The following is a 25640-nucleotide window of genomic DNA, read 5'->3' as shown; positions in this document are numbered from 1 at the left end:
TGGCCCGGGACTCAGGTCCCGGGCCACCGCCTTGTTTCGTAGGGGGTCAGCGCATCTTTCCGCCGCGCGGCATCCGCATGCCCTTCGGCATCGGACCCTTCGGCAGCGGCATATTGCTCATGAGGTCGCCCATAGCACGAAGGCGGTCGTTCGCCGCCGTGACCTGCGGGCCGGTGAGCACGCGCGGCAGCTTGAGCATCGTGGTGCGCACCTTCTTCAGCGGCACCTGGCCCTCGCCGTCGCCCACGATGATGTCGTGCACCGGCACGTCCACCACGATGCGCGCCATCTTCTTCTTCTCGGCCGCCAGCAGTGTCTTCAGCCGGTTCGGGTTGCCCTCGGCCACCAGCACGATGCCCGCCTTGCCGACCGCCCGGTGCACCACGTCCTGGCTGCGGTTCATCGCAACCGCCGGAGTCGTGCTCCAGCCGCGGCCCACGTTCTGCAGCACCGCGGCCGCCGCGCCCGGCTGGCCCTCCATCTGCCCGAAGGCCGCCCGCTCGGCGCGGCGTCCGAAGACGATCGCCATCGCGAGGAAGGCCAGCAGGAATCCGAGGATGCCCAGATAAATGGGGTGGTCGATCAAGAAACCGATCGCGAGGAAGACACCGAAGGTGACGATTCCCACAGCCGCGACGACAAGACCGACCTTCGGGTCGGCCTTTCGGGTCATCTTGTACGTCAGGGCGATCTGCTTCAGTCGCCCGGGGTTCGCAGCAGCGTCAACGCTGTCTGAGTTTGCCTTCCTCGCCATGTCTGGAAGTTTACGTGGCCTAGGAAGTGCGACCCGCCACGGCCTCCAGTACATGCTGTGCCTCGACCCGGTCCTTGGCCCTTCGCCGGTCCTCGAGGACGGCGGTCCAGGCGTTCCTGCGGGCCGTGCGCTGCCCGCTGCGCAGAAGCAGCGACTCCATGGCGCGCAGAGCATCGGTGACGGACGGGATGGCGTTTGCGCGTACGGGACGAACCGGCGCGGCCTGCATGGTGGAGGTCCCCCTCGGGGTGAGGATCGTGGAGCGGACGGTGCGGGGGGTGCGGGGTGAATCGGCGGGGTTGATCGGGGTGGTGCGTGCGGCGTGAATCGGGGGTGGTGCGTGCTGTGCGTAGAGCCAGCGTCACTGATTGGTGTTACCAGGGCGTGACTCCGGGGTCAAACACCGATGAAACCTTTACTCACGCGCCCAAAAGACTGACGCGGCCCGTACGCCGCCCCGACCTGCGGGGGAGTATGAGCCGCGTCCAACTTGCCGTTACTCGGCAGTAGTTGCTTGTGCCTGAATTCACACAGCCTGTGATCAGACCGCCGGGCTGGCCACCGCCGCGCCGCGGCGGTCCATCGCCTGCTGGTACAGGCGTCCCGCGCGGTACGAGGAACGGACCAGCGGGCCCGACATCACACCGGAGAAGCCGATCTCCTCGGCCTCCTCCTTCAGCTCCACGAACTCGTGCGGCTTCACCCAGCGCTCGACGGGGTGGTGGCGTACGGAAGGACGCAGATACTGCGTGATGGTGATGAGTTCGCAACCCGCGTCGTGCAGGTGCCGCAGCGCCTCGCTGACTTCCTCGCGCTCCTCGCCCATGCCCAGGATGAGGTTCGACTTGGTGACCAGACCCGCCTCACGGGCGCGCGTGATGACCTCGAGCGAGCGCTCGTAACGGAAACCGGGGCGGATCCTCTTGAAGATCCGCGGCACGGTCTCGACATTGTGCGCGAGCACCTCGGGGCGGGAGGAGAAGACCTCGGCCAGCTGCTCGGGCACCGCGTTGAAGTCGGGGATGAGGAGCTCGACCTTGGTGCGGCCGGCGTCGCGCTCCGACGTCATCGAGTGGATCTGGCGCACGGTCTCCGCATACAGCCAGGCGCCGCCGTCCTCCAGGTCGTCGCGCGCGACGCCGGTGATGGTGGCGTAGTTCAGGTCCATCGTGACGACCGACTCGCCCACGCGGCGCGGCTCGTCACGGTCCAGCGCCTGTGGCTTGCCCGTGTCGATCTGGCAGAAGTCGCAGCGCCGGGTGCACTGGTCGCCGCCGATGAGGAAGGTGGCCTCGCGGTCCTCCCAGCATTCGTAGATGTTCGGACAGCCGGCTTCCTGGCACACGGTGTGCAGACCCTCGCTCTTCACGAGCTTCTGCATCTGCGTGTACTCGGGGCCCATCTTCGCCCGGGTCTTGATCCACTCGGGCTTGCGCTCGATGGGGGTCTGGCTGTTCCGGACCTCCAGGCGCAGCATCTTGCGTCCGTCGGGTGCGACTGCGGACACGACCGGCTCCCTACAGCTTCGATTCTTCGGCGAACACCAGGGTACGCCCGTAATTCGTACGGCTTTACGTCTGGCCAACCTGCGGCCGGACGGCCGCATTCCTCAGACGGACGCCTTCTCCGCCTCGCGCTCGATCTCGCGCGGCTTCAGGTCCGCGTGCTCGACCACCTCGCGCAGGTGCTTCTCCAGTACGGGGAGCACCTCCGCGATCGTGATGTCGCGGCCCAGCTCGTTCGCCAGCGAGGCCACGCCCGCGTCCCGGATCCCGCAGGGCACGATCCGGTCGAACCAGGTGTTGTCCGGGTTCACATTGAGCGCGAAGCCGTGCATCGAGACGCCCTTGGCGATACGGATACCGATCGCCGCGAGCTTGCGGTCCTCGCGGCGCTGGCCGGCGTTGGACGGCGCGTACTCCGGGCCGTTCATCCGCGGGTCGAACTCGTCGTCCTGCAGTCGCGGGTCGAAGTCGAGCGAGAGACCGCCGATCGCCGGGCGCTGCTCCACCGGGTCGCCCAGCACCCAGACACCGCTGCGGCCCTCGACCCGGCTGGTCTCCAGGCCGAAGTCGGCGCACGTGAGGATCAGCGCGTCCTCGAGCCTGCGGACATGCGCGATGACATCCACCGGACGCGGGAGCTTCAGGATCGGGTAGCCGACCAGCTGGCCGGGGCCGTGCCAGGTGATCTTGCCGCCGCGGTCGACGTCGACGACGGGGGTGCCGTCGAGGGGACGCTCGCTGTCCGCCGTACGCCGCCCGGCCGTATACACCGGCGGGTGCTCGAGCAGCAGGCAGGTGTCCTCGATCTCGTCGGCGAAGCGGGCGGCGTGGACCTCGCGCTGCTTCTGCCACGCCTGCTGGTACTCGACGGCTTCGTCGCCGAACCCCAGATGGACGAACCGCAGCTCACTCACGGCTGTGCCTCCCTAGAACCTTCAGCCTGCACTTATCACGCCCAGCCACTGTACGGCGGCCCCCGGGAGGGCGGCCGGGCAGGGATGTCCCGTCAGCGGCGCCCCCAATCCTCACACGATCGGATGAATGTGGGGCGAAGGTGGCGGTCAGGGTGGGAAGTGCCGCTAAATTCACGCCGTTCCATGTGGGCTGCTCCCCGGCCCGGAAGGCAGGAGACCGCACAGCTGATGACGGAACGACCCCCTCAGCGCATCCCCAACCGACAGCTCGCCGCGCTCATCGCAGAAGCCGGATTCTCCAACGCAGGACTTGCCCGCCGAGTGGACCAGCTCGGTCTCGAGCATGGACTCGATCTGCGCTACGACAAGACGTCCGTGACCCGCTGGCTGCGCGGTCAGCAGCCTCGCGGCACGACGCCCGCGCTGATCGCCGAGGTGTTCACACGGCGGCTCGGCCGCCGGCTGTCGGCGCAGGACCTGGGGCTCGACGCCTGTGCTCCCGTCTACGCCGGTCTGGAGTTCGCGGCCACGCCCGAGGAGGCCGTGGACATCGTCGGCGGGCTGTGGCGCAAGGACTCCGGCAGCCATGCGGAGCTGCGCAAGATCGCCTTCACCCCGGCCGGTCTGGTGGTCCCGAGCCGGGACTGGCTGATCGGCCGGGCCGACGAGCGGGTCAGCCGGGGAGAAGCGGGGCACAACGGCACCGCCCGCGTCCCCCTGCAGGGCAGGACCGCCGTCCCCCGCCAGCGCGGCACCGACCGGGGGCCCGGGCAGAAGGTCTCCAGCGGCGACATCGCGGCGCTGCGCTCGGTCGGCGAGCTCTTTCGCACCCTCGACCACGCCTACGGCGGCGGGCACGCCCGGCAGGCCCTGATGCGCTACTTGGAGCACGAGGCCGAGCCGATGCTGCGCGGCACCTACGGGGAGGTGACCGGGCGGCGGCTGTTCGCCGCGGCCGCGGATCTGACGCGGCTGGCGGGCTGGACCTCGTACGACATCGCGGCGCACGGACTCGCCCAGCGCTACTTCGTCCAGGCGCTGCGGCTCTCACAGGCCGCGGGGGACCGGGCGTACGGCTCGTATGTGCTGGTCACCATGAGCCGCCAGGCGGTTTACCTCGGGCACGGGCGCGAGGCGGTCCAGCTGACCCGCGTCGCCCAGCAGGGCGTGGGCTCGTCGGCGCCGCCGGTGGTGCAGGCGCTGCTGCACTCCGTGGAGGCGCGCGGGCACGGGGTGCTCGGCGAGGTGCGGGCGTGCACCGCCGCGCTGGTGCGGGCCGAGCGGGCGCTGGAGACGGCGCGGCCGGGGGACGATGTGCCGCACTGGGCGCGCTTCTTCGACGAGGCGCAGCTGGCGGACGAGTTCGGGCACTGCCACCGGGATCTGCAGCAGTACCGCTCGGCGGTGCAGCATGCGGAGCGCTCGCTCCAGCTGCGCGCCCCGGCGTTCGCGCGCAGCCGCCTGTTCTGCCGGGTGGTGCTCGCCTCCGCCCGGCTCGGCCTGGGCGAACTGGACCAGGCGTGCGCGCTGGGGGCGGAGGCGGCATTGCAGGCTTCGGAGATGCGGTCGGCGCGGGCGGTGGAGTACGTACGGGAATTCGAGCGCCGTCTGGAGCCGTACCGGGACGCGGCGGCGGTCCGGAACTACCGCGACCGGGTCGCTGCGCTGGGCTAGGGCGTGTTGTGAAAGTAGCTCCGTCCGCCCGGCAGGCGTCGCGGGCCAGGAGGTACTTTCACAACACGCCCTGGCCCCGGGGCTCCGCCGCGGGGCGGAGCCCCAACTGTTAGGCGACCGCCGAGAGCGCGGCCGCCTCGTCCGACGCCGACTGGACGCCGAAGTCGCGCAGGATCGCGTCCGCCGCCCTCCTTCCCGAGAACAGCGCGCCCTGCACCGTGCTCGTGTCGCGGTGGTCCCCGCACACGTACAGACCGGACAGCAGCCGCACCGGGCGGCGCAGGTCGTGGGGCGGGGGCATCGCCGGGACCGCCTCCGGGTCGTGGTGGACCGAGAGCAGTTCCCAGTCGTCGGTCGGCGTGCCGTACAGCGTGGCGAGATGAGCGCGGACCCTGCGGTCCAGATACGGCGGGGGAGTCCCCAGCACCGTCGAGGAGATCAGCACCCGGCCGGCCGGTGCCCGCGAGGGGTCGACCTCGCTCATCACGGCGGTGTGCGAGACGGGGCCGCCGCGGTCCGCGTCCAGTACGAGGGCCGGGTCGGCGAGCGGCGCCCTCGGCGCGGTGTGGTGCAGCACCGTCACCGGGTGGAACGGCGGCACCCGCAGGCCCGGCAGCAGCTGGGCCGCCGCGCGGGCGCCGGTGGCCAGCACCAGGGCACGGCAGCGGAGTTCGCCGTACTCCTCGGTCCTGATCCGGTTGATGGAGGCGTCCGTGACGCGGATCCCGGTGTGGACGGTGCCCGGCGGCAGCGCGGCCGCCAGCTGCCGGGGCAGGGCCGCGGCGCCGCCCTCCGGCACGCACATCAGGCCTCGTGCGAAGCCGCGCAGCGCGAGATCGGCGCACCGGCTCGAGGTGGTGAGCGCCGGGTCGCAGAGCAGCGTGGAGAGCAGGGGGCGCAGGAAGCCGTGGACCGTACGCGCCGGCAGCCCGCGGGCGCAGAGCGATCCTGCCGTGGCCCGCTCGGGGCGTGCGAGCAGGCGTTCCACCGGCGTGGCCGCGAGGCGGGCCAGGGACGCACCGAGCCGTGCCTGGTCCAGCGGCCTGGGGGCGCTCGCTAGGGCGCGCGCGACTGTGAATGCTCCCCCTACGCCCCTGAGGGCGTGCGGGGAACCCCTCCGCGCGCCCCCGGGTTCGCCGGTCCGCCGGACCACTTCACCGGTGCGCTGCAGCCGTCCCCCGCTGTGCACGAGCACACCCGGTGAGAACGGCCGCAGGACGACATCCCCGAGCCCGGCGGTGCGGCGCAGTTCGGGATACGAAGTGTTGAGCAACTGGCCGATGCGGTCGAGCCGGAAACCGTCGAACTCCTCGGTGGCCATCCGGCCGCCCACCTCGTGGGCGGCCTCCAGAACGCTGACCGTGAGGCCTGCGCGGCTGAGTTGATGAGCTGCCGAGAGACCGGCGATCCCGGCCCCGACGATGACGACGTCCGCATGGTGAGCGGTGCTGCTGAGCACGTGCCCCTCCCCGAGGTCGGCGCGGCTGGTGGGAGGGTCATGCCCCCAACAGGCCCCCGGAATACCCGAGTTCGGACCGAGACTAGGCAGCCGTGGCCGAAGCGCGAGTCGCGCATGCTATGGAGCACCGGTGCGCGGGGGCGCACAGGCCTTTCCTCCTTGGCCCCTGACCCCGCACCGCCCTAGCGCAGAGCCGCGCCGATCGCCTCGTCGATGCCCGGGAACGCGAACGAGAAGCCCGACTCCAGCAGCCGCTTCGGCAGCACCCGTGCGCTGCTCAGCACGTCCCCGGCCAGCCCGCCGAGCACGATCCGCAGCGCCGGGGCCGGGACCGCGAAGACCGTAGGCCGGTGCAGCGCGCGGCCCATCGCTGCCGTGACCTCGCGATTGGTGACCGGGTCCGGAGCCGTGAGATTGAAGGGACCCGACAGCGACTCCGTATCGAGGAGGTGCCGCAGCGCCGCGATCTCGTCGTGCAGCGAGATGAAGCTCCAGTACTGCCTGCCGTTGCCGAGCCGTCCGCCGAGACCGGCCTTGAACAAGGGGAACATCCGGCCCCACGCCCCGCCCTTGCGCGACACCACGAGCCCGGTGCGGGCGAAGGCCGTCCGGATGCCCGCCTCCTGCGCCGGGGCCGCGGCCCCCTCCCACTCCACCACCATGTTTGGCAGAAATCCTTCGCCGGGGGGCGCGCTCTCGTCCACCGCGCGGTCCCCGGTGTCGCCGTAGTAGCCCATCGCGCTGCCGCAGACCAGCACCCGCGGCGGCACGTCCAGCGTGGCGAGGGCCTCCGCGACGGTGGCCGTGCCCAGCACGCGGCTGTCTCTGAGCTCCTTGCGGTACGCGTCGTTCCAGCGGCGCTCGCCGATGCCGGCGCCCGCGAGATGCACGAAGCCCTCGCAGCCGACCAGTCCCGCCACATCCACGTACTGCCTGCGGGGGTCCCACTCCACCTCGTCCCCGGCCTGCGCGGGGCGGCGCACCAGGCGCACCACCTCGTGCCCGTCCGAGCGCAGCGAGCGTACGAGTGCCGTACCGATGAGTCCGGTCGAACCGGTGACCGCGATGCGCATGGGCACATCCTGCCCCGCCGGTGCCGCATGGCACAGTGGCGACCATGCCCGAGTCGCACATACGTACCGCACTCCGCACCGACGACGCAGCTCTTGGCGAGCTCGACCGGGACACCTGGTCGCCGCTGCACGCCGTACAGCCCAGGCCGGTGCCCCCGTACGACCCGTTCTTCGACTCGAACCACCGGCCCGAGCACTTCCTGGTCGCCGAGGGCGCCGACGGCACGGTCGTCGGCTACATCCGGCTGATCCCGCCCACCCCGCTCGCCTGCAACCAGCATGTGCGCCAGATCCAGGGCCTCGCCGTTGCCGAGCGGGCGCGCGGGCGAGGAATCGGGCGGGCGCTGCTGCGGGCGGCGTTCGACGAGGCGCGGCGCCAGGGCGCGGTGCGGATGACGCTGCGGGTGCTCGGCCACAACAAGCCGGCGCGGGCGCTGTACGAGTCCGAGGGCTTCGCGGTCGAGGGCGTGCTGCCGGGGGAGTTCTACCTGGACGGGCAGTACGTCGACGACGTGATGATGGGCCGCAGCCTCACCGTATAGGCGGCGGCGTGAGCGGGGATGGGGGCAACTCGCCTGTCGCACAGGGGGGTTGTCACGGTTCCCCGAAGCGCTCCCAGAGCTTGGGGAAACGTTGCGCCAGGGCCGCGTCGTCGTCGAAGTCGAACGGCGTGCCGATCGGCTCGGCCGCCTGGGGCGGGATTCCCAGATCCGGTGCGACCACGCCGGTCAGCTGCTCGTACGCCTCGTCCGCCGCGTACCCCAGCTCCTCGCCGTCCCCGTCGATGTCCTCGTCGAACTCGTCGAGCAGCTCGGCGAGCGAATCCGGATCGTGCATGGCCCCCTCGAAGATCTCCCGGCCCTGGCCGATCAGCCAGCAGCGGAAGTAGTCGAAGGCGTCGTCGCTCGCGCCGCCGAGCAGCACGGCGGCCGCGCCCCACAGATCCCAGGTGTACGCGCGGTTGTAGCGGGCCTCGAAGTGCCGTGCGAAGTCCAGCACGGAGTCGGGGTCGAGCTGCAGCAGCCGCTCGACCAGCAGATCGGCGTGGTCCTCGGGGTCGCCCTCGGCGGCCTCGCGCGTGCTGTCGATGATCTCCCAGAACTCCGTCTCGTCCATCACGGGACAAGCATCGTGGTTGGCGAGGGGCTGCGCACGCGGAGCCGCCGAAATGCTGACTCTTTCGATGAGCGGATGAATGGCGGACAGGAGATGTCGGGTATCCGTGCGACGGTCGGCCCATGACGACAGAGACACCACTCACAGGGAAAGTCGCACTGGTCGCGGGCGCCACTCGGGGCGCGGGCCGCGCCATCGCCGTACAGCTGGGCGCCGCGGGCGCGACCGTCTACGCGACCGGGAGGACCACCCGCGAGCAGGTCAGCGAGGTCGGCCGGGCGACGGAGACCATCGAGGAGACCGCGGAACTGGTCACGGCGGCGGGCGGCGAAGGCATCGCCGTACCGACGGACCATCTGGAGCCCGGGCAGGTACGGGCGCTGGTCGGGCGGATCGAGCGGGACCACGGCCGGCTCGACATCCTCGTCAACGACATCTGGGGCGGCAACTTCCTGCTCGACTTCAACACCAAGATGTGGGACGTCGAGCTGGACCGCGGACTGCGGATGCTCGATCTCGGCGCCAAGAGCCACATCATCACCAGCAGCATCGCGCTTCCCCTGCTGGTGAAGCAGCCCGGCGGTCTGGTCATCGAGGTCACCGACGGCACGGCAGAGACGAACAAGGGCTTCCGCGAGAACTTCTACTACGACCTCGCCAAGAACGCCCCGATCCGGATGGCCTTCATCCTCGGCGAGGAGCTGAAGAGCGTGGGCGCCACGGCCGTGGCGGTCACCCCGGGCTTCATCCGCTCCGAGGAGATGCTCGACATCTTCGGCCTCACCGAGGAGACCTGGCGCGACGGGATCGACAAGCAGCCGCACTGGGCGCTGTCCGAGTCGCCCCTCTATCTCGGCCGGGGAGTCGCGGCGCTCGCCGCCGATCCGGAGCGGGCCCGCTGGAACGGGCAGTCGCTCTCCAGCGGTGAGCTGGCGAGAGAGTACGGCGTCACGGACGCGGACGGCAGCCGCCCGGACGTCTGGGCGTACATCATGGCCGAGAAGGCGGCGGAGGCCCCGGAGAAGGCCGGGGACAAGCCGTCCATGGACGACTACCGGTAGAGCTGTGCGGCCGCTTCCGCCGACTCGGCGAACAGGGTGCGCAGCTCCGCCGGTTCCAGCACTTCCACATGGGGTCCCAGCGCGAACAGCTGCCCGTACGCCACCTGATGGGACTCCACCGGCAGAGTGAGCGTCACCCGGCCCTGCCCGTCCGGCGGTTCGGCGGCCGCCAGCGCCTCACGGGCCGCCACCCGGTCCGTGACGTACGGCAGGCGGCGCACGCCCTCCTCGGTGAGCCGGAGCACCACCTCGGCGCGGAGGATGGAGCGCGCGAACTGTGCCGCGCGCTCCCCCCAGAACGCGGGCAGGTCGAACTCCTCGTCACGCTCGAAGAGCTGCCCGTCCAGGTCCACCGCCGTGAAACGGTCGATCCGGTACACCCGGAAGGCCGTGTCGGCGCGGGCGCACAGATACCAGACGCCCGCCTTGAGCACGAGTCCGTACGGCTCCAACTCCCGCTCCACCTCGGTGTCCTGGCGCCGGTAGCGGGCCTTGATCCGGCGGTCGTCCCACACGGCCTCGGCTACGGCGGGAAGCAGCTCCGGCGTCTGCGGCTCCTGGTACCAGCCCGGGGCATCGAGATGAAAGCGCTGCGCCGCACTCTGTGAGGCGTCCCGCAGTGAGGGCAGCAGCGCCGCGGACACCTTCAGGCGGGCCGCGGACGCCGCGTCCTGAAGGCCCATCTCCCGCAGCGCGCCCGGGAGTCCGGACAGGAACAGGGCCTCGGCCTCACTGCGGCCGAGCCCGGTGAGCCGGGTCCGGTAGCCGCCGACGAGGCGGTAGCCACCGGCCCGGCCGCGGTCGGCGTAGACCGGGACCCCGGCCTCCGACAGCGCCAGGGCGTCCCGGGTGATGGTCCGCTCCGACACTTCCAGCTCGCGTGCCAGCTCGGCCCCGGTCATCGAGGGCCTGGCCTGGAGGAGCAGAACCATCTTGATCAGCCGGGCAGCGCGCATGACTCCATGATGACGGAGGTCAGGCGAGGGGCTCCTGCAGCTCCGTCACCCAATTCTCTCGGTCCGCCGGGCATTCCAGGCTGACCTCGCGCGCATAGCCCGCCGAACGGTGGCCGCCCGCGTCGATCCAGCGGGCCAGGTTCTGGGCCGTCGGCATGACGGCGTCCATCGGGCCGCGGTGCACGATCGTCGCCGCCCGCTCGACGGCGGGCAGGTCGACGATCTCGAAGTCGTAGCCGGGCTGCGGACCGGCGGCGACCGTCACTCCCGCGTGCACCAGGATCGCGCCGTCGCCCCCGGGCGCGTCCTCGTAGTACGCGATGCCGGGTCCCGTCGGCGTGACGCCCGCCGCCTCCACGCGCCGGAACAGCTCCTCGTACAGCGGGCTGATGACCGGCCCGATGTGCTCGGGTCCGTAACCGGCGGCAACGGCCGTCAGTTCGGCCACCCGTACCGTGGGGATGCTCTTGATGATGACGTCCTCGGTGGGCATGCGCCCCTCGCTCTCGATCGACCGGAGCCTCGCCTCGACCTGGGAAAGCCTCGCGGCCGCCTCGGCCATCGCCGCCTCCAGCTCCGCCCGCCGCAACGAGAGCATCCCGCGCAGCTCCTCGGTGCTCACCTTGCCCTCCAGGATTTCCTGCACCTGTTGCAGCGTGAAGCCGAGATCCTTGAGGGCGATGATGCGGTTGAGCTGGGCGAGCTGGGCCGCCGCGTAGTAGCGGTAGCCGCTGAAAGGGTCGGTGCGCTCGGGGCGCAGCAGCCCGATCGCGTCGTAGTGACGCAACATGCGGGCCGACACACGGCCGTGCCTGGCGAAGTCTCCGATGGTGAACATGACGTCCCCCAGTGCAGGCCTTCACACGGTGTCAGGGTCAAGCATCACCCACGACGAACCCCCGGCGGCCGTCGGGCCACCGGGGGTTCGTACCCAATAGAGGACTTACAGGCCGTAGCGCTCGCGCGCCTCCTTCACGGCCGAGGCCGGGACCTCACCGCGCCGGGCCAGCTGCGCCAGGGCGGCGACCACGATCGACTGCGGGTCGACACCGAAGTGGCGCCTGGCCGCCTCACGCGTGTCCGACAGACCGAAGCCGTCCGTGCCGAGCGAGGAGTAGTCCTGCTCGACCCACTGGCTGATCTGGTCCGGGACCTGGCGCATCCAGTCGGACACCGCCAGGACCGGGCCCGGAGCGCCCTCCAGCGCCTGAGTGACGTACGGAGTGCGCTGCTCGCCGCGGAAGAGGGCCTCGTCGGCCTCCAGCGCGTCCCGGCGCAGCTCGCCCCAGGAGGTCGCGGACCAGACGTCGGCCGCAACTCCCCAGTCGGAGCCGAGCAGTTCCTGTGCCTCGAGCGCCCAGTGGATCGCCGTGCCCGAGGCAAGCAGCTGGAGCCGCGGGGCGTCGGCGGTAGCGGCCACGCCCTCCTTGAAGCGGTAGAGACCGCGCAGGATGCCCCCCTCGACGCCCTCCGGCATCGCGGGCTGCACCTTCGGCTCGTTGTAGACGGTCAGGTAGTAGAAGACGTTCTCGGCCTCGGGGCCGTACATCCTGCGCAGACCGTCCTTGACGATGACGGAGATCTCGTACGCGAAGGCCGGGTCGTAGTTGAGCGACGCCGGGTTCGTGGACGCGATCAGGTGCGAGTGGCCGTCCGCGTGTTGCAGGCCCTCGCCGGTCAGCGTCGTACGACCGGCCGTCGCGCCGACGATGAAGCCCTTGCCGAGCTGGTCGGCGAGCTGCCACATCTGGTCGGCCGTGCGCTGCCAGCCGAACATCGAGTAGAAGATGTAGAAGGGGATCATCGGCTCGCCGTGCGTCGCGTACGACGTCGAGGCGGCGATGAAGTCGGCCATGGCCCCGGCCTCGGTGATCCCCTCGTTGAGGATCTGGCCGTCCTTGGCTTCCTTGTAGTACATCAGCTGGTCGCGGTCGACCGGCTCGTACGTCTGGCCCAGCGGGGAGTAGATACCGGCCGACGGGAAGAGCGACTCCATACCGAAGGTGCGGGCCTCGTCGGGGACGATCGGGACCCAGCGCCTGCCGGTCTCCTTGTCCCGCATCAGGTCCTTGACCAGGCGTACGAAGGCCATCGTGGTGGCCATCTCCTGCTTGCCTGAGCCCTTTTCGAGCGCCTTGAAGCCACGCTCCTCGGGGGCGGGCAGCGCCACTGCGTGCACCCGGCGTGCCGGGGCCGGGCCGCCGAGGGCGGCACGGCGCTCCTGGAGGTAGCGGACCTCGGCGGAGCCGGCGCCGGGGTGGCCGTAGGGCACCAGGCCGTCGGCGAACGCGCTGTCCGCGATCGGGAGTCCGAGCAGATCACGCATGCCCTTGAACTCGTCGATCGTCAGCTTCTTCATCTGGTGGTTGGCGTTCTTGGACTCGAAGCCCTTGCCGAGCGTGTAGCCCTTCACCGTCTGCGCCAGGATCACGGTCGGCGCGCCCTTGTGCTCGACGGCCGCGCGGTACGCCGCGTACACCTTGCGGGCCTCGTGGCCGCCGCGGGAGGCGTAGAAGCACTCGGCGATCTTCGCGTCGCTCAGCAGCTTCGACAGCTCGACGAGCGCGGGCTCGGCGCCGAAGAAGTGCTCGCGGATGTACGCGACGTCGCGGGTGGCGTACGTCTGGAACTGCGCGTCCGGGACCTCGCGCAGGCGGCGCACCAGCGCGCCCGTCGTGTCGAGCTGGAACAGCTCGTCCCAGGCGGAGCCCCAGAGCGACTTGACGACATTCCAGCCGGCGCCGCGGAACTGGGCCTCCAGCTCCTGCACGATCTTGAAGTTGGCGCGGACCGGGCCGTCGAGGCGCTGCAGGTTGCAGTTGATGACGAAGGTCAGGTTGTCGAGCCGCTCACGCGACGCGAGCGCGAGGGCCGCGGTCGACTCGGGCTCGTCCATCTCGCCGTCGCCGAGGAAGGCCCATACGTGCGAGTTGGCTGTGTCCTTGATCCCGCGGTTGTGCAGATAGCGGTTGAAGCGCGCCTGGTAGATCGCGGAGAGCGGACCGAGGCCCATGGAGACGGTGGGGAACTCCCACAGCCAGGGCAGGCGCCGCGGGTGCGGGTAGGACGGGAGGCCGTTGCCGCCCGCCTCCTGGCGGAAGTGGTCGAGCTGCTGCTCGCTCAGACGGCCGTCGAGGAAGGCGCGGGCGTAGATGCCGGGCGAGGCGTGGCCCTGGATGTAGAGCTGGTCGCCGCTGCCGTCGCCCTCCTTGCCGCGGAAGAAGTGGTTGAAGCCGGTCTCGTAGAGCCAGGCCGCGGAGGCGAAGGTGGCGATGTGGCCGCCGACGCCGAAGCGGGAGCCGCGGGTGACCATCGCGGCCGCGTTCCAGCGGTTCCACGCGGTGATGCGGGCTTCCATCGCCTCGTCGCCGTCGAACGCGGGCTCGGCGGAGGTGGGGATGGTGTTGACGTAGTCCGTCTCCAGCAGCCGCGGCACGGGAACCCCGGCCGTCTCGGCGTGCTGGAGGGTGCGGCGCATCAGATACGCGGCGCGGTGCGGTCCTGCGTGCTCGGTGACGGCGTCGAGGGACGCCGCCCACTCGGCGGTTTCCTCGGCGTCGCGGTCCGGGAGCTGGTCGAGCTCGCTCGGAAGCTTGCCTACGGGGTCGGTCATGATCGCCGCCTTCCGGACAGGAGGGGGGTGGAGAAAAGGGGGGGCCTTGTCTGGCAGGACAGGGCGACGGGTCGGTGGACCCGATGTCGACTGTAAGTCCCTGATCGATGATCGATCAAAGCTTGGCGGGAAATTGGCATCCAGTGCCGCGAAATGGGGCACAGGGTGCCGCCGCGAAACGGGGCGTAAGGGGTACTTTGCTGCTCCGCCGCGTGGGGCTGCGCCCCGGCCGCGCGGCGCGCCCGCTTCGCGACGCGCCCTGGGGCAGGCCCCCAGACCTCGTACGCGCTTCGCGCGCGTCCTCCGCCGCCGGCGGAGCCCCCGGCCGTGCTGCGCCCCGCTTCGCGGCGCGCAGCTGCCACCGGTACCCGCTTCGCGGGGCGGCGGGGTTCGGGGCGTGGGGTTCGGGGGGCGGAGCCCCGGCAAGGGCCCGTCGGCGGAGCTCCCGGTCAGGCGCGCGGGGCGCAGCCGAGGACGTGGGCCTTGACCAGCGCGCCGATCTCCGGGTCGCGCCGCCGGAACGCCGCGACCAGCTCCTCGTGCTCCTCCGCGTACGACTTCTGCACCGTCCCCAGCCAGCGGATCGAGAGCGCCGTGAACACCTCGATGCCCAGCCCCTCCCAGGTGTGCAGCAGCACGCCGTTCCGCGCGGCCCGCACCAGCTCCCGGTGGAAGGCGACCGTGTGCCGTACCTGCGCCGCCGAGTCGGTGGCCCGGTCCGCCTCGTACAGCGCCGCCACATGCGGCTCCAGCGCCGAGCAGTCGTCGGCCAGCCGGTCGGCCGCCAGCTCGGCGGCGATCTGCTCGAGACCGGCCCGTACGGGGTAGCTCTCCTCCAGATCGGCGGCAGTGAGATTCCGTACGCGTACGCCCTTGTTGGGCGCCGACTCGATCAGCCGCAGGCTCTCCAGCTCCCGCAGCGCCTCGCGCACGGGCGTCTGGGAGACCTGCAGTTCGGTCGCGATACGCCGCTCGACGATCCGCTCGCCGGGCTTCCAGCGGCCGCTGACGATCCCCTCCACGATGTGCTCGCGGATCTGTTCGCGCAGCGAGTGGACGACTGGCGGGGTCATGGACGGCTCCTGGGGAGGGCAGCGCGGACCTTGTCATTATTGCCGGGCGCGCAAGACGCCTGTGCCCCCGCCGGGCGAACCGGGCGGGGGCACAGGCACTGCTCGAAGCGGGACCGAGCGAGACCGAGCGAGGCTTACAGGCCGAGCTCGACCTCGAACTCGCCGGCCTCCAGGATCGCCTTGACGGCCGTCAGGTAGCGGGCCGCGTCGGCGCCGTCCACCAGGCGGTGGTCGTAGGACAGCGACAGGTACGTCATGTCACGGATGCCGATGACGGTGCCCTCGGCGGTCTCGATGACCGCCGGACGCTTGACGGTGGCGCCGATGCCCAGGATGGCGGCCTGGTTCGGCGGCACGATGACCGTGTCGAACAGGGCGCCGCGCGAGCCGGTGTTGCTGATGGTGAAGGTCGCGCCGGACAGCTCGTCCGGAGTGATCTTGTTGCCGCGGACCTTGCCGGCGAGGTCGGCCGTGGCCTTGGAGATACCGGCCAGGTTCAGGTCGCCCGCGCCCTTGATGACCGGGGTCATCAGACCCTTCTCGGAGTCCACGGCGATGCCGATGTTCTCCGAGTCGAAGTACGTGATGGTGCCCTCGTCCTCGTTGATCCGGGCGTTGACGACCGGGTGGGCCTTCAGCGCCTGGGCAGCGGCCTTGACGAAGAACGGCATCGGGGACAGCTTGACGCCCTCACGGGCGAAGAAGGCGTCCTTGGCCTGGTTGCGCAGCTTCATCAGCTTGGTGATGTCGACCTCGACGACCGAGGTCAGCTGGGCCTGGCTGTGCAGGGCCTTCATCATGTTGTCGCCGATGACCTTGCGCATGCGGGTCATCTTGACCGTCTGACCCCGCAGCGGGGACACCTCGAGGGCCGGAGCCTTCGAGGCGGCGGCCGGAGCTGCGGCAACCGGAGCCGGAGCGGCAGCGGCGGCCTTGGCGGCCTCCGCGGCGGCGATGACGTCCTGCTTGCGGATACGGCCACCGACGCCGGTGCCCTTGACCGACGCCAGGTCGACGCCGTTCTCGGCGGCGAGCTTACGGACCAGGGGGGTCACGTACGCGTCGCTCGCCTCGGCGGCGGCGGGAGCTGCGGGAGCCGGGGCCGGGGTGACCGGAGCCGGAGCAGCGACCGGGGCGGGGGCGGGGGCGGCAACCGGAGCCGGGGCAACCGGAGCGGCGGGCGCGGCCGCGGGAGCCGCAGGGGCAGCCGGGGCCGGGGCCGGAGCGGCGGGAGCCGGGACCGGGGCGGCGGGTGCGGGAGCAGCGGCCGGAGCGGCACCCGGGGCGCCGATCACGGCCAGCTTGGCGCCGACCTCCGCGGTCTCGTCCTCGCCGACCACGATCTCGAGCAGCACACCGGAAGTCGGGGCCGGGATCTCGGTGTCGACCTTGTCCGTGGAGACCTCGAGCAGCGGCTCGTCGGCCTCGACGCTCTCGCCGACCTGCTTGAGCCAACGGGTGACGGTGCCCTCGGTGACGCTCTCGCCGAGCGCCGGAAGGACGACGTCCGTACCGGTGGCACCGCCCGCGGGGGCAGCGGCCGGGGCCGGAGCGGCGGCCGGGGCGGGAGCCTCGGCAACCGGAGCCGGAGCGGCCGGGACGGGGGCGGCCACGGTCGGGGCCTCGGCGGCAGCCGGAGCCGGGGCAGCGGCGGGCGCGCCGCTGCCGTCGTCGATGATCGCCAGCTCGGCGCCGACCTCGACGGTCTCGTCCTCGGCGACCTTGATGGACGCGAGGATGCCCGAGGCCGGGGCCGGGATCTCGGTGTCGACCTTGTCGGTCGACACCTCGAGCAGCGGCTCGTCGGCCTCGACGCGCTCGCCCTCGGCCTTCAGCCAGCGGGTGACAGTGCCCTCGGTGACGCTCTCGCCGAGCGCCGGAAGGGTTACGGAAACCGACATGGTTTCTGTTGCTCCTAACGAATGTGCGGAAGTGGTCGTCGCGCCCGAGGGACTAGTCGTGGGCGTGCAGGGGCTTGCCCGCGAGTGCCAGGTGGGCCTCACCGAGCGCCTCGTTCTGCGTCGGGTGGGCGTGGATGAGCTGCGCGACCTCGGCCGGCAGCGCCTCCCAGTTGTAGATCAGCTGGGCTTCGCCGACCTGCTCGCCCATGCGGTCACCGACCATGTGGACGCCGACCACGGCACCGTCCTTGACCTGGACGAGCTTGATCTCGCCCGCGGTCTTGAGGATCTTGCTCTTGCCGTTGCCCGCCAGGCTGTACTTGAGAGCGACGACCTTGTCCGCGCCGTAGATCTCCTTGGCCTTGGCCTCGGTGATGCCCACGGAGGCGACCTCGGGGTGGCAGTACGTCACTCGGGGCACGCCGTCGTAGTCGATCGGGACGGTCTTGAGACCGGCCAGCCGCTCTGCCACCAGGATGCCCTCGGCGAAGCCGACGTGCGCGAGCTGGAGGGTCGGGACGAGGTCGCCGACCGCGGAGATCGTGGGGACGTTCGTCTGCATGTACTCGTCGACCAGGACATAGCCGCGGTCCATCGCGACGCCCTGCTCCTCGTAGCCGAGACCGGCGGAGACCGGGCCGCGGCCGACGGCGACGAGCAGCACCTCGGCCTCGAAGGTCTTGCCGTCGGCGAGGGTGACGCGCACGCCGTTGTCGGTGTACTCGGCCTTCTCGAAGAAGGTGCCGACGTTGAACTTGATGCCGCGCTTGCGGAACGCGCGCTCAAGAAGCTTCGAGCTGTTCTCGTCCTCGACCGGGACCAGGTGCTTCAGGCCCTCGATCACGGTGACCTCGGAGCCGAAGGACTTCCACGCGGAGGCGAACTCGACGCCGATGACGCCGCCGCCCAGCACGATCGCGGACTGCGGGACGCGGTCCAGCACCAGCGCGTGGTCCGAGGAGATGATGCGGTTGCCGTCGATCTCCAGGCCCGGCAGCGACTTCGGTACGGAGCCGGTGGCGAGGAGGACGTGGCGGCCCTGGACACGCTGGCCGTTCACGTCGACGGAGGTGGGGGAGGACAGCCGGCCCTCACCCTCGATGTAGGTGACCTTGCGGGAGGCGATCAGACCCTGGAGACCCTTGTACAGTCCCGAGATCACGTCGTCCTTGTACTTGTGGACGGCCTCGATGTCGATGCCCTCGAAGGTGGCCTTGACGCCGAACTGCCCGGCCTCACGAGCCTGGTCGGCGATCTCGCCGGCGTGCAGCAGCGCCTTCGTGGGAATGCATCCGTTGTGCAGGCAGGTGCCGCCGACCTTGCCCTTCTCGATCAGGGCGACGTCCAGGCCCAGCTGAGCTCCACGCAGCGCCGCAGCGTAACCGCCGCTACCACCGCCGAGGATCACTAGGTCGAAAACGGTGCTGGCGTCGTTCGCCACGTCACGTCCTCCATGCATGTGCGCCGGTCGCCGGTCCTCTGACCGGGCGGCGGCTGGTGTTCGGCCGCTGTTTCTTCGGCCCTGTGGTGGGGGCCCTGTCCTGCCGAGAACCCATCTTCGCACTTGTTGACGGACGGCGGGACCCGGGGCCGGTTTACCGGGGCCCGGCCTCAAGGGCCGGGCCCCCGTTCCGGCTAGCCCAGGTCGCCGTCGGCCGTGCGCTCGGCCAGCTTGACCAGGGTGCGGACCGCGGATCCGGTGCCGCCCTTGGGGGTGTAGCCGAACGGCGCGCCCTCGTGGAAGGCCGGGCCCGCGATGTCCAGGTGCGCCCAGGTGATGCCCTCGCCGACGAACTCCTTCAGGAACAGACCGGCCACCAGGCCGCCGCCCATCCGCTCACCCATGTTGGCGATGTCGGCGGTCGGGGAGTCCATGCCCTTGCGCAGCTCGCTGGGGAGCGGCATCGGCCAGGACTGCTCGCCGACCTCCTCCGCGATCTCGTGGATCGAGGTACGGAAGGCGTCGTCGTTCGACATGATGCCGAAGGTGCGGTTGCCCAGCGCCATCACCATCGCGCCGGTCAGCGTCGCCACGTCGATGATCGCGTCCGGGTTCTCCTCGGAGGCCCTGGTGAGCGCGTCGCCGAGCACCAGGCGGCCCTCGGCGTCGGTGTTGAGCACCTCGACCGTCTTGCCGCTGTACATGCGCAGGACGTCGCCGGGGCGGGTGGCCGAACCCGACGGCATGTTCTCGGCGAGCGCGAGCCAGCCGGTGACATTGACGGCGAGGCCCAGGCGGGCGGCCGCGACGACGGCGGCGAACACCGCGGCGGCGCCGCTCATGTCGCACTTCATCGTCTCGTTGTGGCCGGCCGGCTTGAGCGAGATGCCGCCCGAGTCGTAGGTGATGCCCTTGCCGACCAGGGCGAGCGTCTTGGCCGCCTTGGAGTGGGTGTAGCTGAGCTTCACGAGACGCGGCGGGTTCTGCGAACCCTGGCCGACGCCGAGGATGCCGCCGAAGCCGCCCTTGACGAGCGCCTTCTCGTCCAGGACCTGGACCTTGACGCCGTGCTCCTTGCCCGCGGCGGTGGCCACGGCGGCGAATGCCTCGGGGGTGAGGTCGTTCGGCGGGGTGTTGATCAGGTCGCGGGCGCGGTTGATCTCCTCGGTCAGCGCGATCGCGCGCTCGGCCGCGGCCTTGTACGCCTTGTCGCGCGGCTTCGCGCCGAGCAGGGCGACCTCGGCGAGCGGCTGCTTCGCGCCGTTGCCGTTCTTGGCGTTCTTCGCGTCCTTCTCGCCACCCTGGTAGGCGGTGAAGGCGTACGCGCCGAGCAGCGCGCCCTCCGCGATGGCCTCCGCGTCCTCGGACGCCTCGACCGGCAGCGCGAAGGCGGCCTTCTTCGAACCGGCCAGCGCACGGGCGGCGGAGCCGGCGGCACGGCGCAGCGACTCGGCGGCGTACGCCTCGTCCTTCTCCGGGACCGGGCCGAGGCCCACGGCGAGGATGACCGGCGCCTTGAGGGAGGAGGGGGCGGGGAGCTTGGTCACCTCTCCCTCGGCACCCGTGGCGCCGAGGGTGTCCAGCACGGAGGCGAGCTTTCCGTCGAACGCTTTGTCCACGGCCTCGGCGCCCGGCGCGACGACCGGGCCCTTGGCGCCCTTCGCGACGCCGACGACGAGTGCGTCGGCGCGGAGCGTCGCCGCGCCGGCGGTGCTGAGAGTGAGAGCAGTCACGGTGGTGAAATCTCGCTTCCGTTTAGTTCCGGGGCCGTAGAAGGGGATGGATCGACATCCCACGCCGGACAAGAGCCTACGCGCGGTCACATGCCTGGCTCACGGCGGCGCTGGTTCACTCATCCGTGGCGTCTCTTTCATGTTTTGCGCCGGAGTGGCGAGACCTCAGTCACACTCACCCCATTCAGGCAAGGGAGCGAGCGGCTTCTTTGCATCATCTCCACAGGTCCTCCGCACGCTTCGCGTGCGTCCGAGAGGCCGTGCGAGAGGGGAAAGCCATGGGGTTGTACGGACTGCGCGCGGGCAGAACCGCGGCCGCGCTGCTGGCGGCCGGAGTGCTGGCGACAGCCGCACCGGCGCCGGGAGCGGCGGCCGCCACCGCGCCGCGCATCGATCTGACGGTGCTCGTCGTCGACGACGGAGGGGGAGCGGTCGAGGCGATCGTCGCCGAGCTCAGGGACATCGGGGTGCCCTACCGCGTGCTGCGGCTGGACGACCCGGGGCGACCGGTGGTGAACGCCGCCTTCCTCAGCGACACGGTCAGTGGCCGGCCGCGCGCCAAGTACCAGGGCGTCGTCGCCCCCGACGAGGACCCCTTCGGTGCGTCGTCGGCCGCCGGAGCCGCGGAGAACGAAGCGCTCTTCGCGTACGAGAAGACCTTCGGCATCCGCCAGATCGACGCGTACACCTGGTCCCATCCGGGCGTCGGCCTGGAGTACACCGACAACGGCGGCTATGCGGGCGTGCTGGACGGCGCGAAGAGCGCGGTCACCGCCGCCGGGCGCACCTCAGGACCCTTCGGGTATCTGGACGGGCCTGTCACCTTCGAGGACAACTCCCCGCTGACCGCCGAGAGCTACGGCTATGCGGGCAAGCCGAGGGAAGGATTCACCAGCTATCTGGACACCCCGGTCGACGACGCCGGGGCGCGCGCCAGCCTGATCGGCGAGTACGCCCACGACGGGCGGAGCGAGCTGGTTGTGACCTTCGCCTACAACCGCTACCAGCGGCAGTTCCGGGTGCTGGCCCGGGGCATGGTCGAATGGCTCACCCAGGGCATCCACCTCGGGCAGAGCCGCCAGTACTTCGCCGTGCACATCGACGATGTGTTCGCGCCGGACGCCCGCTGGGACACCGAGCGCAACTGCACGCCCGGCGACATCGACTGCGGCGACGGCTCGGAAGCGACCACCACCGACATCCGGATGACCGCCGCCGACGCGCAGTACGCGAAGCAGTGGCAGCAGAGCAGCGGCTTCACCCTCGACATGGTCTACAACGCGGGCTCCGGCGAGGAGTGGAAGACCGAGCACGGCGGCACCGACGCGCTCGCCGCGCAGCTGCTGGCCGACCGGGCGCAGTACCGCTGGATCAACCACACCTACACCCACCTCTTCCTCGGCTGTGTCCAGGACGTCTCGGTCGTGCCGTGGCAGTGCGCCAAGGACCCGGCGGGCACCACCCGGTGGACGAGCCGCTCCGACATCTCCGCCCAGATCCGCGACAACCAAAACTGGGCCACCGGCAAGGGCATCCCGGTCGACCGCAGCGAGCTGGTCACCGGTGAGCACTCAGGGCTGATGACCCTGCCGCAGCAGCCCCAGGACAATCCGAACCTCGCAGGCGCACTCGCCGACAACGGTGTGAAGTGGACCGCGAGCGACAACTCCCGCGAGCCCCAGCAGCGGAAGGTGGGTGCGGCGCTGACTGTGCCGCGCCACCCGATGAACGTGTACTACAACGTCGGCACCGCGGCAGAGATGGCCGACGAGTACAACTGGATCTACGCGGCCGAGAGCGACGGGGGCAGCGGCGTCTGCGAGACCAACCCCGCCTCCACCTGCCTGGCCGAACCGCTGGACACCGCGACAGGCTACGCGTCGTACATCGTGCCGCAGGAAGCCCGCATCGCGCTGAGCCATGTCACCGCCAACGACCCGCGCCCGCACTACGTCCACCAGTCCAACCTCGCCGAGGAGCGCATCCTCTACCCGGTGCTCGACAAGGTGCTGGCCGACTACCGCGCCCTGTTCGCCGACAGCGCCCCGATCGTCAACCCGCGCCAGCGCGACATCGGTACGGAGCTCCAGCGCCGCGCCGTCTGGAACAAGGCGGTCGCGGACGGCAAGGTGACCGCGTACCGCATCGGCGACACCGTCACCGTCAAGGCGCCATCGGGGGTGAACGCGCCGGTGACAGCGCCCGAGGGCACCCGTAAGCAACAGCTCCTGGGCAGTGCGGTGTTCGGGGCCGCGTACGCGGGAGCACGGTCGGCCTGGACCGCGCCGGACCTGCTGCAGTCGGCGGTCACGCTGAAGCTGCCGACCGCCTGAAAGACCGATGACCGCTGTTCAGGGGGGACACGAATGCTGAGCTGTGGGCGCCATGTCACCATGCTCACCGAAGGCACCTATCCGCACGTCCACGGGGGAGTTTCCACCTGGTGCGACCAGCTCGTACGCGGCATGCCGGAGGTCGACTTCCAGGTCGTCGCCCTCACCGGCACCGGCCGTGAGCCGGTCACCTGGCAGCTCCCGCCGAACGTCTACCGGCACACGGCCTTCCCGCTCTGGGGGCCGGTGCCGGGCCGGCGGCTCCCGCTGTACGGGCGGGAGCGGCGCCGCTTCATCGATGTCTACGAGCGCTTCCTGCTGTCGGTGCTCGACCCGTCGGCGGGCTGCGACTTCGGCGAAGGGCTCGACGCACTCGCCGAGTTCGCCCGTGCCGGACGGCTGACGGCGGCGCTGCGCTCGGAGTCCGTCCTGCGCTCACTGATGTGGATCTGGACCATGCCGCATCTGCAGATCTCGGCGTCCCGGCCCACCGTGCACGACGCGCTCACCGCCACCGATCTGCTGGAGCACGCGCTGAGGCCGCTGGCGGTGCGGATACCGGACGACTCGATCGCGCACGCCGTCAGCGCGGGGCTCGCCACCCTGCCCGCGCTGGCGGCCCAGCGGTTCGAGGGCGTCCCGTTCCTGCTGACGGAGCACGGCATCTACCTGCGCGAGCGCTATCTCGGCTACCGCGCCGAGGGCCAGCGGGCCCCCGTCAAGGCGCTGATGCTGGGCTTCTACCGGGAGCTGAACTCGCTCGGCTACAAGCGCGCTTCTCTGATCACGCCCTGCAATCAGTACAACCGGCGATGGGAGGAACGGGGCGGGGCGCCCGCGGACCGTATCCGCACCGTCTACAACGGCGTCGACCCGCACGCCTTTCCGCAGGCCGGTCCCGAACCGGACGTGCCGACGATCTCCTGGGCGGGCCGCATCGACCCGATCAAGGACCTGGAGACGCTGATCCGGGCGTACGCCATCGTCCGCGCCGAACTCCCCGAGACGCGCCTGCGGTTGTTCGGCGGGGTGCCCGCGGGCGGCGAGGCGTATCGCATCCGGCTGGAGAAGCTCGCCGCCGAGCTGGGCGTCGTGGACGGCGTCGTCTGGGAGGGACGGGTCAGTGATGTGGCCCGCGCCTATGCGGCGGGCAGCGTGGTGCTGCTCTCCAGCATCAGCGAAGGGTTCCCCTTCTCGCTCATCGAGGCGATGTCCTGCGGCCGTGCCACCGTCTCCACAGATGTGGGCGGGGTACGGGAAGCGGTCGGCGACACGGGCCTCGTGGTGCCGCCTCGTGAACCCGCGGTGATGGCGGAGGCGACGCTGGGGCTGCTGCGGGACGCGGCACGACGGGCCGAACTCGGGCGGCTCGCCCGGCAGCGGGTCGTCGACCGGTTCACGCTGAGGCGCTCGGTGGACGGCTTCCGGCGTATCTACCTCGAACTGGCCGGGCTGCCCGAGCCGGAGGAAGCGCACGTCTGGCGCGCCCCGAAGTGGGCGCTGGGGTGAGCGGACCGCTGTGGCAAGGGCCCGGCCAGCACGTCGACACCCTGCCGGTGCTGCCGCGGCACCGGCAGGGTGCCGAGGGGTCCGGCCGGGCCGCCGATCCCCTCGACGAACTCGCCCACCGGATGGAGGAGTTGGTCGCGGCGGCCGTCCACCCCGACGAGATCGCCGCGATCCTCGAATCCGACGGCATGACGGACGACCACATCCGGCTCACCTACGGCCGCGATGACTCCTTCGCGCTCGCGGAGGAGCTGTACGCCCGTATCCCGCGCAGCTATCCGGAGCCTCCAGGGCCGCCCGTCGACCCGTGGCGGGTGGGTCTGCTCGGCTGTCTCCTGCGCGGCCTGGTCTTCGCACTGCCGGGTCTCGCATACGTCCTGGGCGCGCCGCTGCTGCGGGGAGCGGGCCTGGCCCCGCTGCTCGCGGGCGCGCTGACCGGGTGGGTGTGGAACCAGGCGCTCTCCCACCGGGCCTACTCCTGGCTGGGCCTGGGCGACCGCGAGGCGGCGGCCCGCTCGTTGCTGACGGGTGCGCCTGCGGGTGCGCTGCTCGGCACCGCTGCGGCGGGGGCCGCGGCGCTGGCCTCGTCGGGCCCGGGCCAGTGGCCGGCGGCCGGTTTCGCCACGGCCCAGGCGCTGTATCTGTCGGCGGCGACGGTCCTGCTGGTCCTGGACCGCGAACGGGCGCTGCTGTGCGCGCTGCTGCCGATGACGGCGGGGGCGGTGCTGTCGATCCCGTATGCGGTGCCGGTGCCGGTGCGGGTGGTGCTGTTGGCGGTGTCGCTGGGGGCGGCGGTGTGGTTGGCGGGGGGCGTGCTGCGGGCCGCATATCCAGCCCGTCCGGCGTTTGAGGACACGCGCGAAGCGCGTACGGGGGTCTGGGGGCTTGCCCGCAGTTTCGGGAAGGGGCGGGGTGGGGGAAACAACCGCCCACCGCTGCGGACCTCCGTCCCCTACGGACTCTTCGGCCTCGGCACCGGCCTCCTCGTCCTCTACACCGCCCTCGGCGACGTCCTCGCCGGCGACCCCGGCGCCGTCGTCTCCGCCCCGTCCGCCGTCGCGCTCACGCTCAGCATGGGCCCCGCCGAGTGGCTCCTGCACCGCTTCCGCGGCGAAAGCCTCGCCGGGCTGCGCGCCAGCACCACCTCGCGGGCCTTCTGGCGCGCCGCCGCCGCCGTGCTCGCCGAGTGTCTCGCCGGGTATCTCGCGGTCCTGTTCGTGCTCGCCGTCGCCGGGACGCTGCTGTGGCCCGACGCCCCCGCGCTCGGCGGGGTGCGCCTCGCCACCCTGCTGCTCATCGGCACGACGCTCTGGACGGGACTGCTGCTCCAGTCGTTCGGCGCGGTGACCGGCGCGGCCGCGGTCTGCTGCACGGCCGCGCTCGCCCAGACCGCCGCCCTGCTCACCGGCGCCGGAAGCCCGAGGCTCGTCGGGCTCGGTGTCGCGGCGGGGGCGGCGGGGCTGCTGGCCGGTCTTGTCTGTGTTCTGCTGGGCCGTGCGACCGCCCACCGCATATGAGGAAGCGC

Annotated in this window: 20 protein-coding genes; 6 read left to right on the top strand and 14 right to left on the bottom strand. The window is 71.2% G+C overall.

The features are described from left to right. Window positions 1-46 precede the first annotated feature (46 nt). The 4 genes from ABZS64_RS32990 to lipB form a co-directional block, all read right to left on the bottom strand. Complete coding sequence (locus ABZS64_RS32990) at window positions 47-754, bottom strand: DUF4191 domain-containing protein (RefSeq protein ID WP_355837653.1); 708 nt, start codon at window positions 752-754, stop codon at window positions 47-49. A 19-nt stretch (window positions 755-773) separates the two neighbouring features. Further along, the gene (locus ABZS64_RS32985) at window positions 774-983 is read right to left on the bottom strand and encodes a hypothetical protein (protein ID WP_355837651.1); all 210 of its coding nucleotides are present in this window, start codon (window positions 981-983) and stop codon (window positions 774-776) included. 312 nt (window positions 984-1295) lie between these two features. Beyond that, window positions 1296-2261, bottom strand: coding sequence for a lipoyl synthase (gene lipA, locus ABZS64_RS32980; protein ID WP_355837649.1), 966 nt, complete (start codon window positions 2259-2261; stop codon window positions 1296-1298). 102 nt (window positions 2262-2363) lie between these two features. Beyond that, window positions 2364-3173, bottom strand: a complete 810-nt coding sequence (lipB, locus tag ABZS64_RS32975) for a lipoyl(octanoyl) transferase LipB (protein ID WP_355837647.1) — start codon at window positions 3171-3173, stop codon at window positions 2364-2366. A 228-nt stretch (window positions 3174-3401) separates the two neighbouring features. Between lipB and ABZS64_RS32970 the strand changes: the two genes are divergently transcribed. Beyond that, window positions 3402-4847: a regulator gene (locus ABZS64_RS32970; RefSeq protein WP_355837645.1), complete on the top strand. Its 1446-nt coding sequence runs from the start codon at window positions 3402-3404 to the stop codon at window positions 4845-4847. A 109-nt stretch (window positions 4848-4956) separates the two neighbouring features. On the opposite strand, the gene ABZS64_RS32965 is transcribed toward ABZS64_RS32970, so the two are convergent. Then, window positions 4957-6306: an NAD(P)/FAD-dependent oxidoreductase gene (locus tag ABZS64_RS32965; RefSeq protein WP_355837643.1), complete on the bottom strand. Its 1350-nt coding sequence runs from the start codon at window positions 6304-6306 to the stop codon at window positions 4957-4959. Between the two features lie 182 nt (window positions 6307-6488). Next, window positions 6489-7385 (bottom strand): TIGR01777 family oxidoreductase, encoded by an 897-nt coding sequence (locus ABZS64_RS32960; RefSeq protein ID WP_355837641.1) that lies wholly within the window; start codon window positions 7383-7385, stop codon window positions 6489-6491. A 38-nt stretch (window positions 7386-7423) separates the two neighbouring features. Between ABZS64_RS32960 and ABZS64_RS32955 the strand changes: the two genes are divergently transcribed. Further along, window positions 7424-7921, top strand: a complete 498-nt coding sequence (locus tag ABZS64_RS32955; RefSeq protein WP_355837639.1) for a GNAT family N-acetyltransferase — start codon at window positions 7424-7426, stop codon at window positions 7919-7921. A gap of 52 nt (window positions 7922-7973) precedes the next feature. On the opposite strand, the gene ABZS64_RS32950 is transcribed toward ABZS64_RS32955, so the two are convergent. Further along, window positions 7974-8495 (bottom strand): DUF4240 domain-containing protein, encoded by a 522-nt coding sequence (locus ABZS64_RS32950; RefSeq protein ID WP_355837656.1) that lies wholly within the window; start codon window positions 8493-8495, stop codon window positions 7974-7976. A gap of 122 nt (window positions 8496-8617) precedes the next feature. On the opposite strand from ABZS64_RS32950, the gene ABZS64_RS32945 reads away from it, so the two are divergent. Then, the gene (locus ABZS64_RS32945) at window positions 8618-9556 is read left to right on the top strand and encodes an SDR family oxidoreductase (RefSeq protein WP_355837637.1); all 939 of its coding nucleotides are present in this window, start codon (window positions 8618-8620) and stop codon (window positions 9554-9556) included. On the opposite strand, the gene ABZS64_RS32940 is transcribed toward ABZS64_RS32945, so the two are convergent. From ABZS64_RS32940 to ABZS64_RS32910, 7 genes are all read right to left on the bottom strand, one after another. Further along, window positions 9547-10512: a WYL domain-containing protein gene (locus ABZS64_RS32940; RefSeq protein ID WP_355837635.1), complete on the bottom strand. Its 966-nt coding sequence runs from the start codon at window positions 10510-10512 to the stop codon at window positions 9547-9549. The two genes, ABZS64_RS32945 and ABZS64_RS32940, sit on opposite strands and share 10 nt — an antisense overlap. A gap of 19 nt (window positions 10513-10531) precedes the next feature. Continuing rightward, a complete protein-coding gene (locus ABZS64_RS32935) occupies window positions 10532-11350 on the bottom strand; it encodes a MerR family transcriptional regulator (RefSeq protein ID WP_355837633.1) in 819 nt (272 codons plus the stop codon). A gap of 105 nt (window positions 11351-11455) precedes the next feature. Further along, on the bottom strand, window positions 11456-14125 hold the full coding sequence (gene aceE / locus ABZS64_RS32930) for a pyruvate dehydrogenase (acetyl-transferring), homodimeric type (protein ID WP_355837631.1): 2670 nt from the start codon (window positions 14123-14125) through the stop codon (window positions 11456-11458). 449 nt (window positions 14126-14574) lie between these two features. Continuing rightward, the gene (locus ABZS64_RS32925) at window positions 14575-15198 is read right to left on the bottom strand and encodes a GntR family transcriptional regulator (RefSeq protein ID WP_355837629.1); all 624 of its coding nucleotides are present in this window, start codon (window positions 15196-15198) and stop codon (window positions 14575-14577) included. Between the two features lie 134 nt (window positions 15199-15332). Further along, on the bottom strand, window positions 15333-17099 hold the full coding sequence (sucB, locus tag ABZS64_RS32920; protein ID WP_355837627.1) for a 2-oxoglutarate dehydrogenase, E2 component, dihydrolipoamide succinyltransferase: 1767 nt from the start codon (window positions 17097-17099) through the stop codon (window positions 15333-15335). A 52-nt stretch (window positions 17100-17151) separates the two neighbouring features. Then, entirely contained in the window at window positions 17152-18540 is a 1389-nt protein-coding gene (lpdA, locus tag ABZS64_RS32915; protein WP_355837625.1) for a dihydrolipoyl dehydrogenase, read from the bottom strand. A gap of 194 nt (window positions 18541-18734) precedes the next feature. Then, entirely contained in the window at window positions 18735-20273 is a 1539-nt protein-coding gene (locus ABZS64_RS32910; RefSeq protein WP_355837623.1) for a leucyl aminopeptidase, read from the bottom strand. Between the two features lie 278 nt (window positions 20274-20551). On the opposite strand from ABZS64_RS32910, the gene ABZS64_RS32905 reads away from it, so the two are divergent. From ABZS64_RS32905 to ABZS64_RS32895, 3 genes are read left to right on the top strand one after another with little or no spacing between them, the layout of a single operon-like run. After that, a complete protein-coding gene (locus tag ABZS64_RS32905) occupies window positions 20552-22606 on the top strand; it encodes a hypothetical protein (protein WP_355837621.1) in 2055 nt (684 codons plus the stop codon). Window positions 22607-22639: 33 nt separating this feature from the next. Continuing rightward, window positions 22640-24115, top strand: coding sequence for a GT4 family glycosyltransferase PelF (gene pelF / locus ABZS64_RS32900; protein WP_355837619.1), 1476 nt, complete (start codon window positions 22640-22642; stop codon window positions 24113-24115). After that, complete coding sequence (locus tag ABZS64_RS32895) at window positions 24112-25632, top strand: hypothetical protein (protein ID WP_355837617.1); 1521 nt, start codon at window positions 24112-24114, stop codon at window positions 25630-25632. Before pelF ends, ABZS64_RS32895 begins: the two co-directional genes overlap by 4 nt. Window positions 25633-25640 lie beyond the last annotated feature (8 nt).

It is taken from the genome of Streptomyces sp. NPDC005408 (assembly GCF_040606445.1).
Classification (GTDB): Bacteria; Actinomycetota; Actinomycetes; order Streptomycetales; family Streptomycetaceae; genus Streptomyces.
This window is presented reverse-complemented; position numbering and strand designations above follow the sequence as displayed.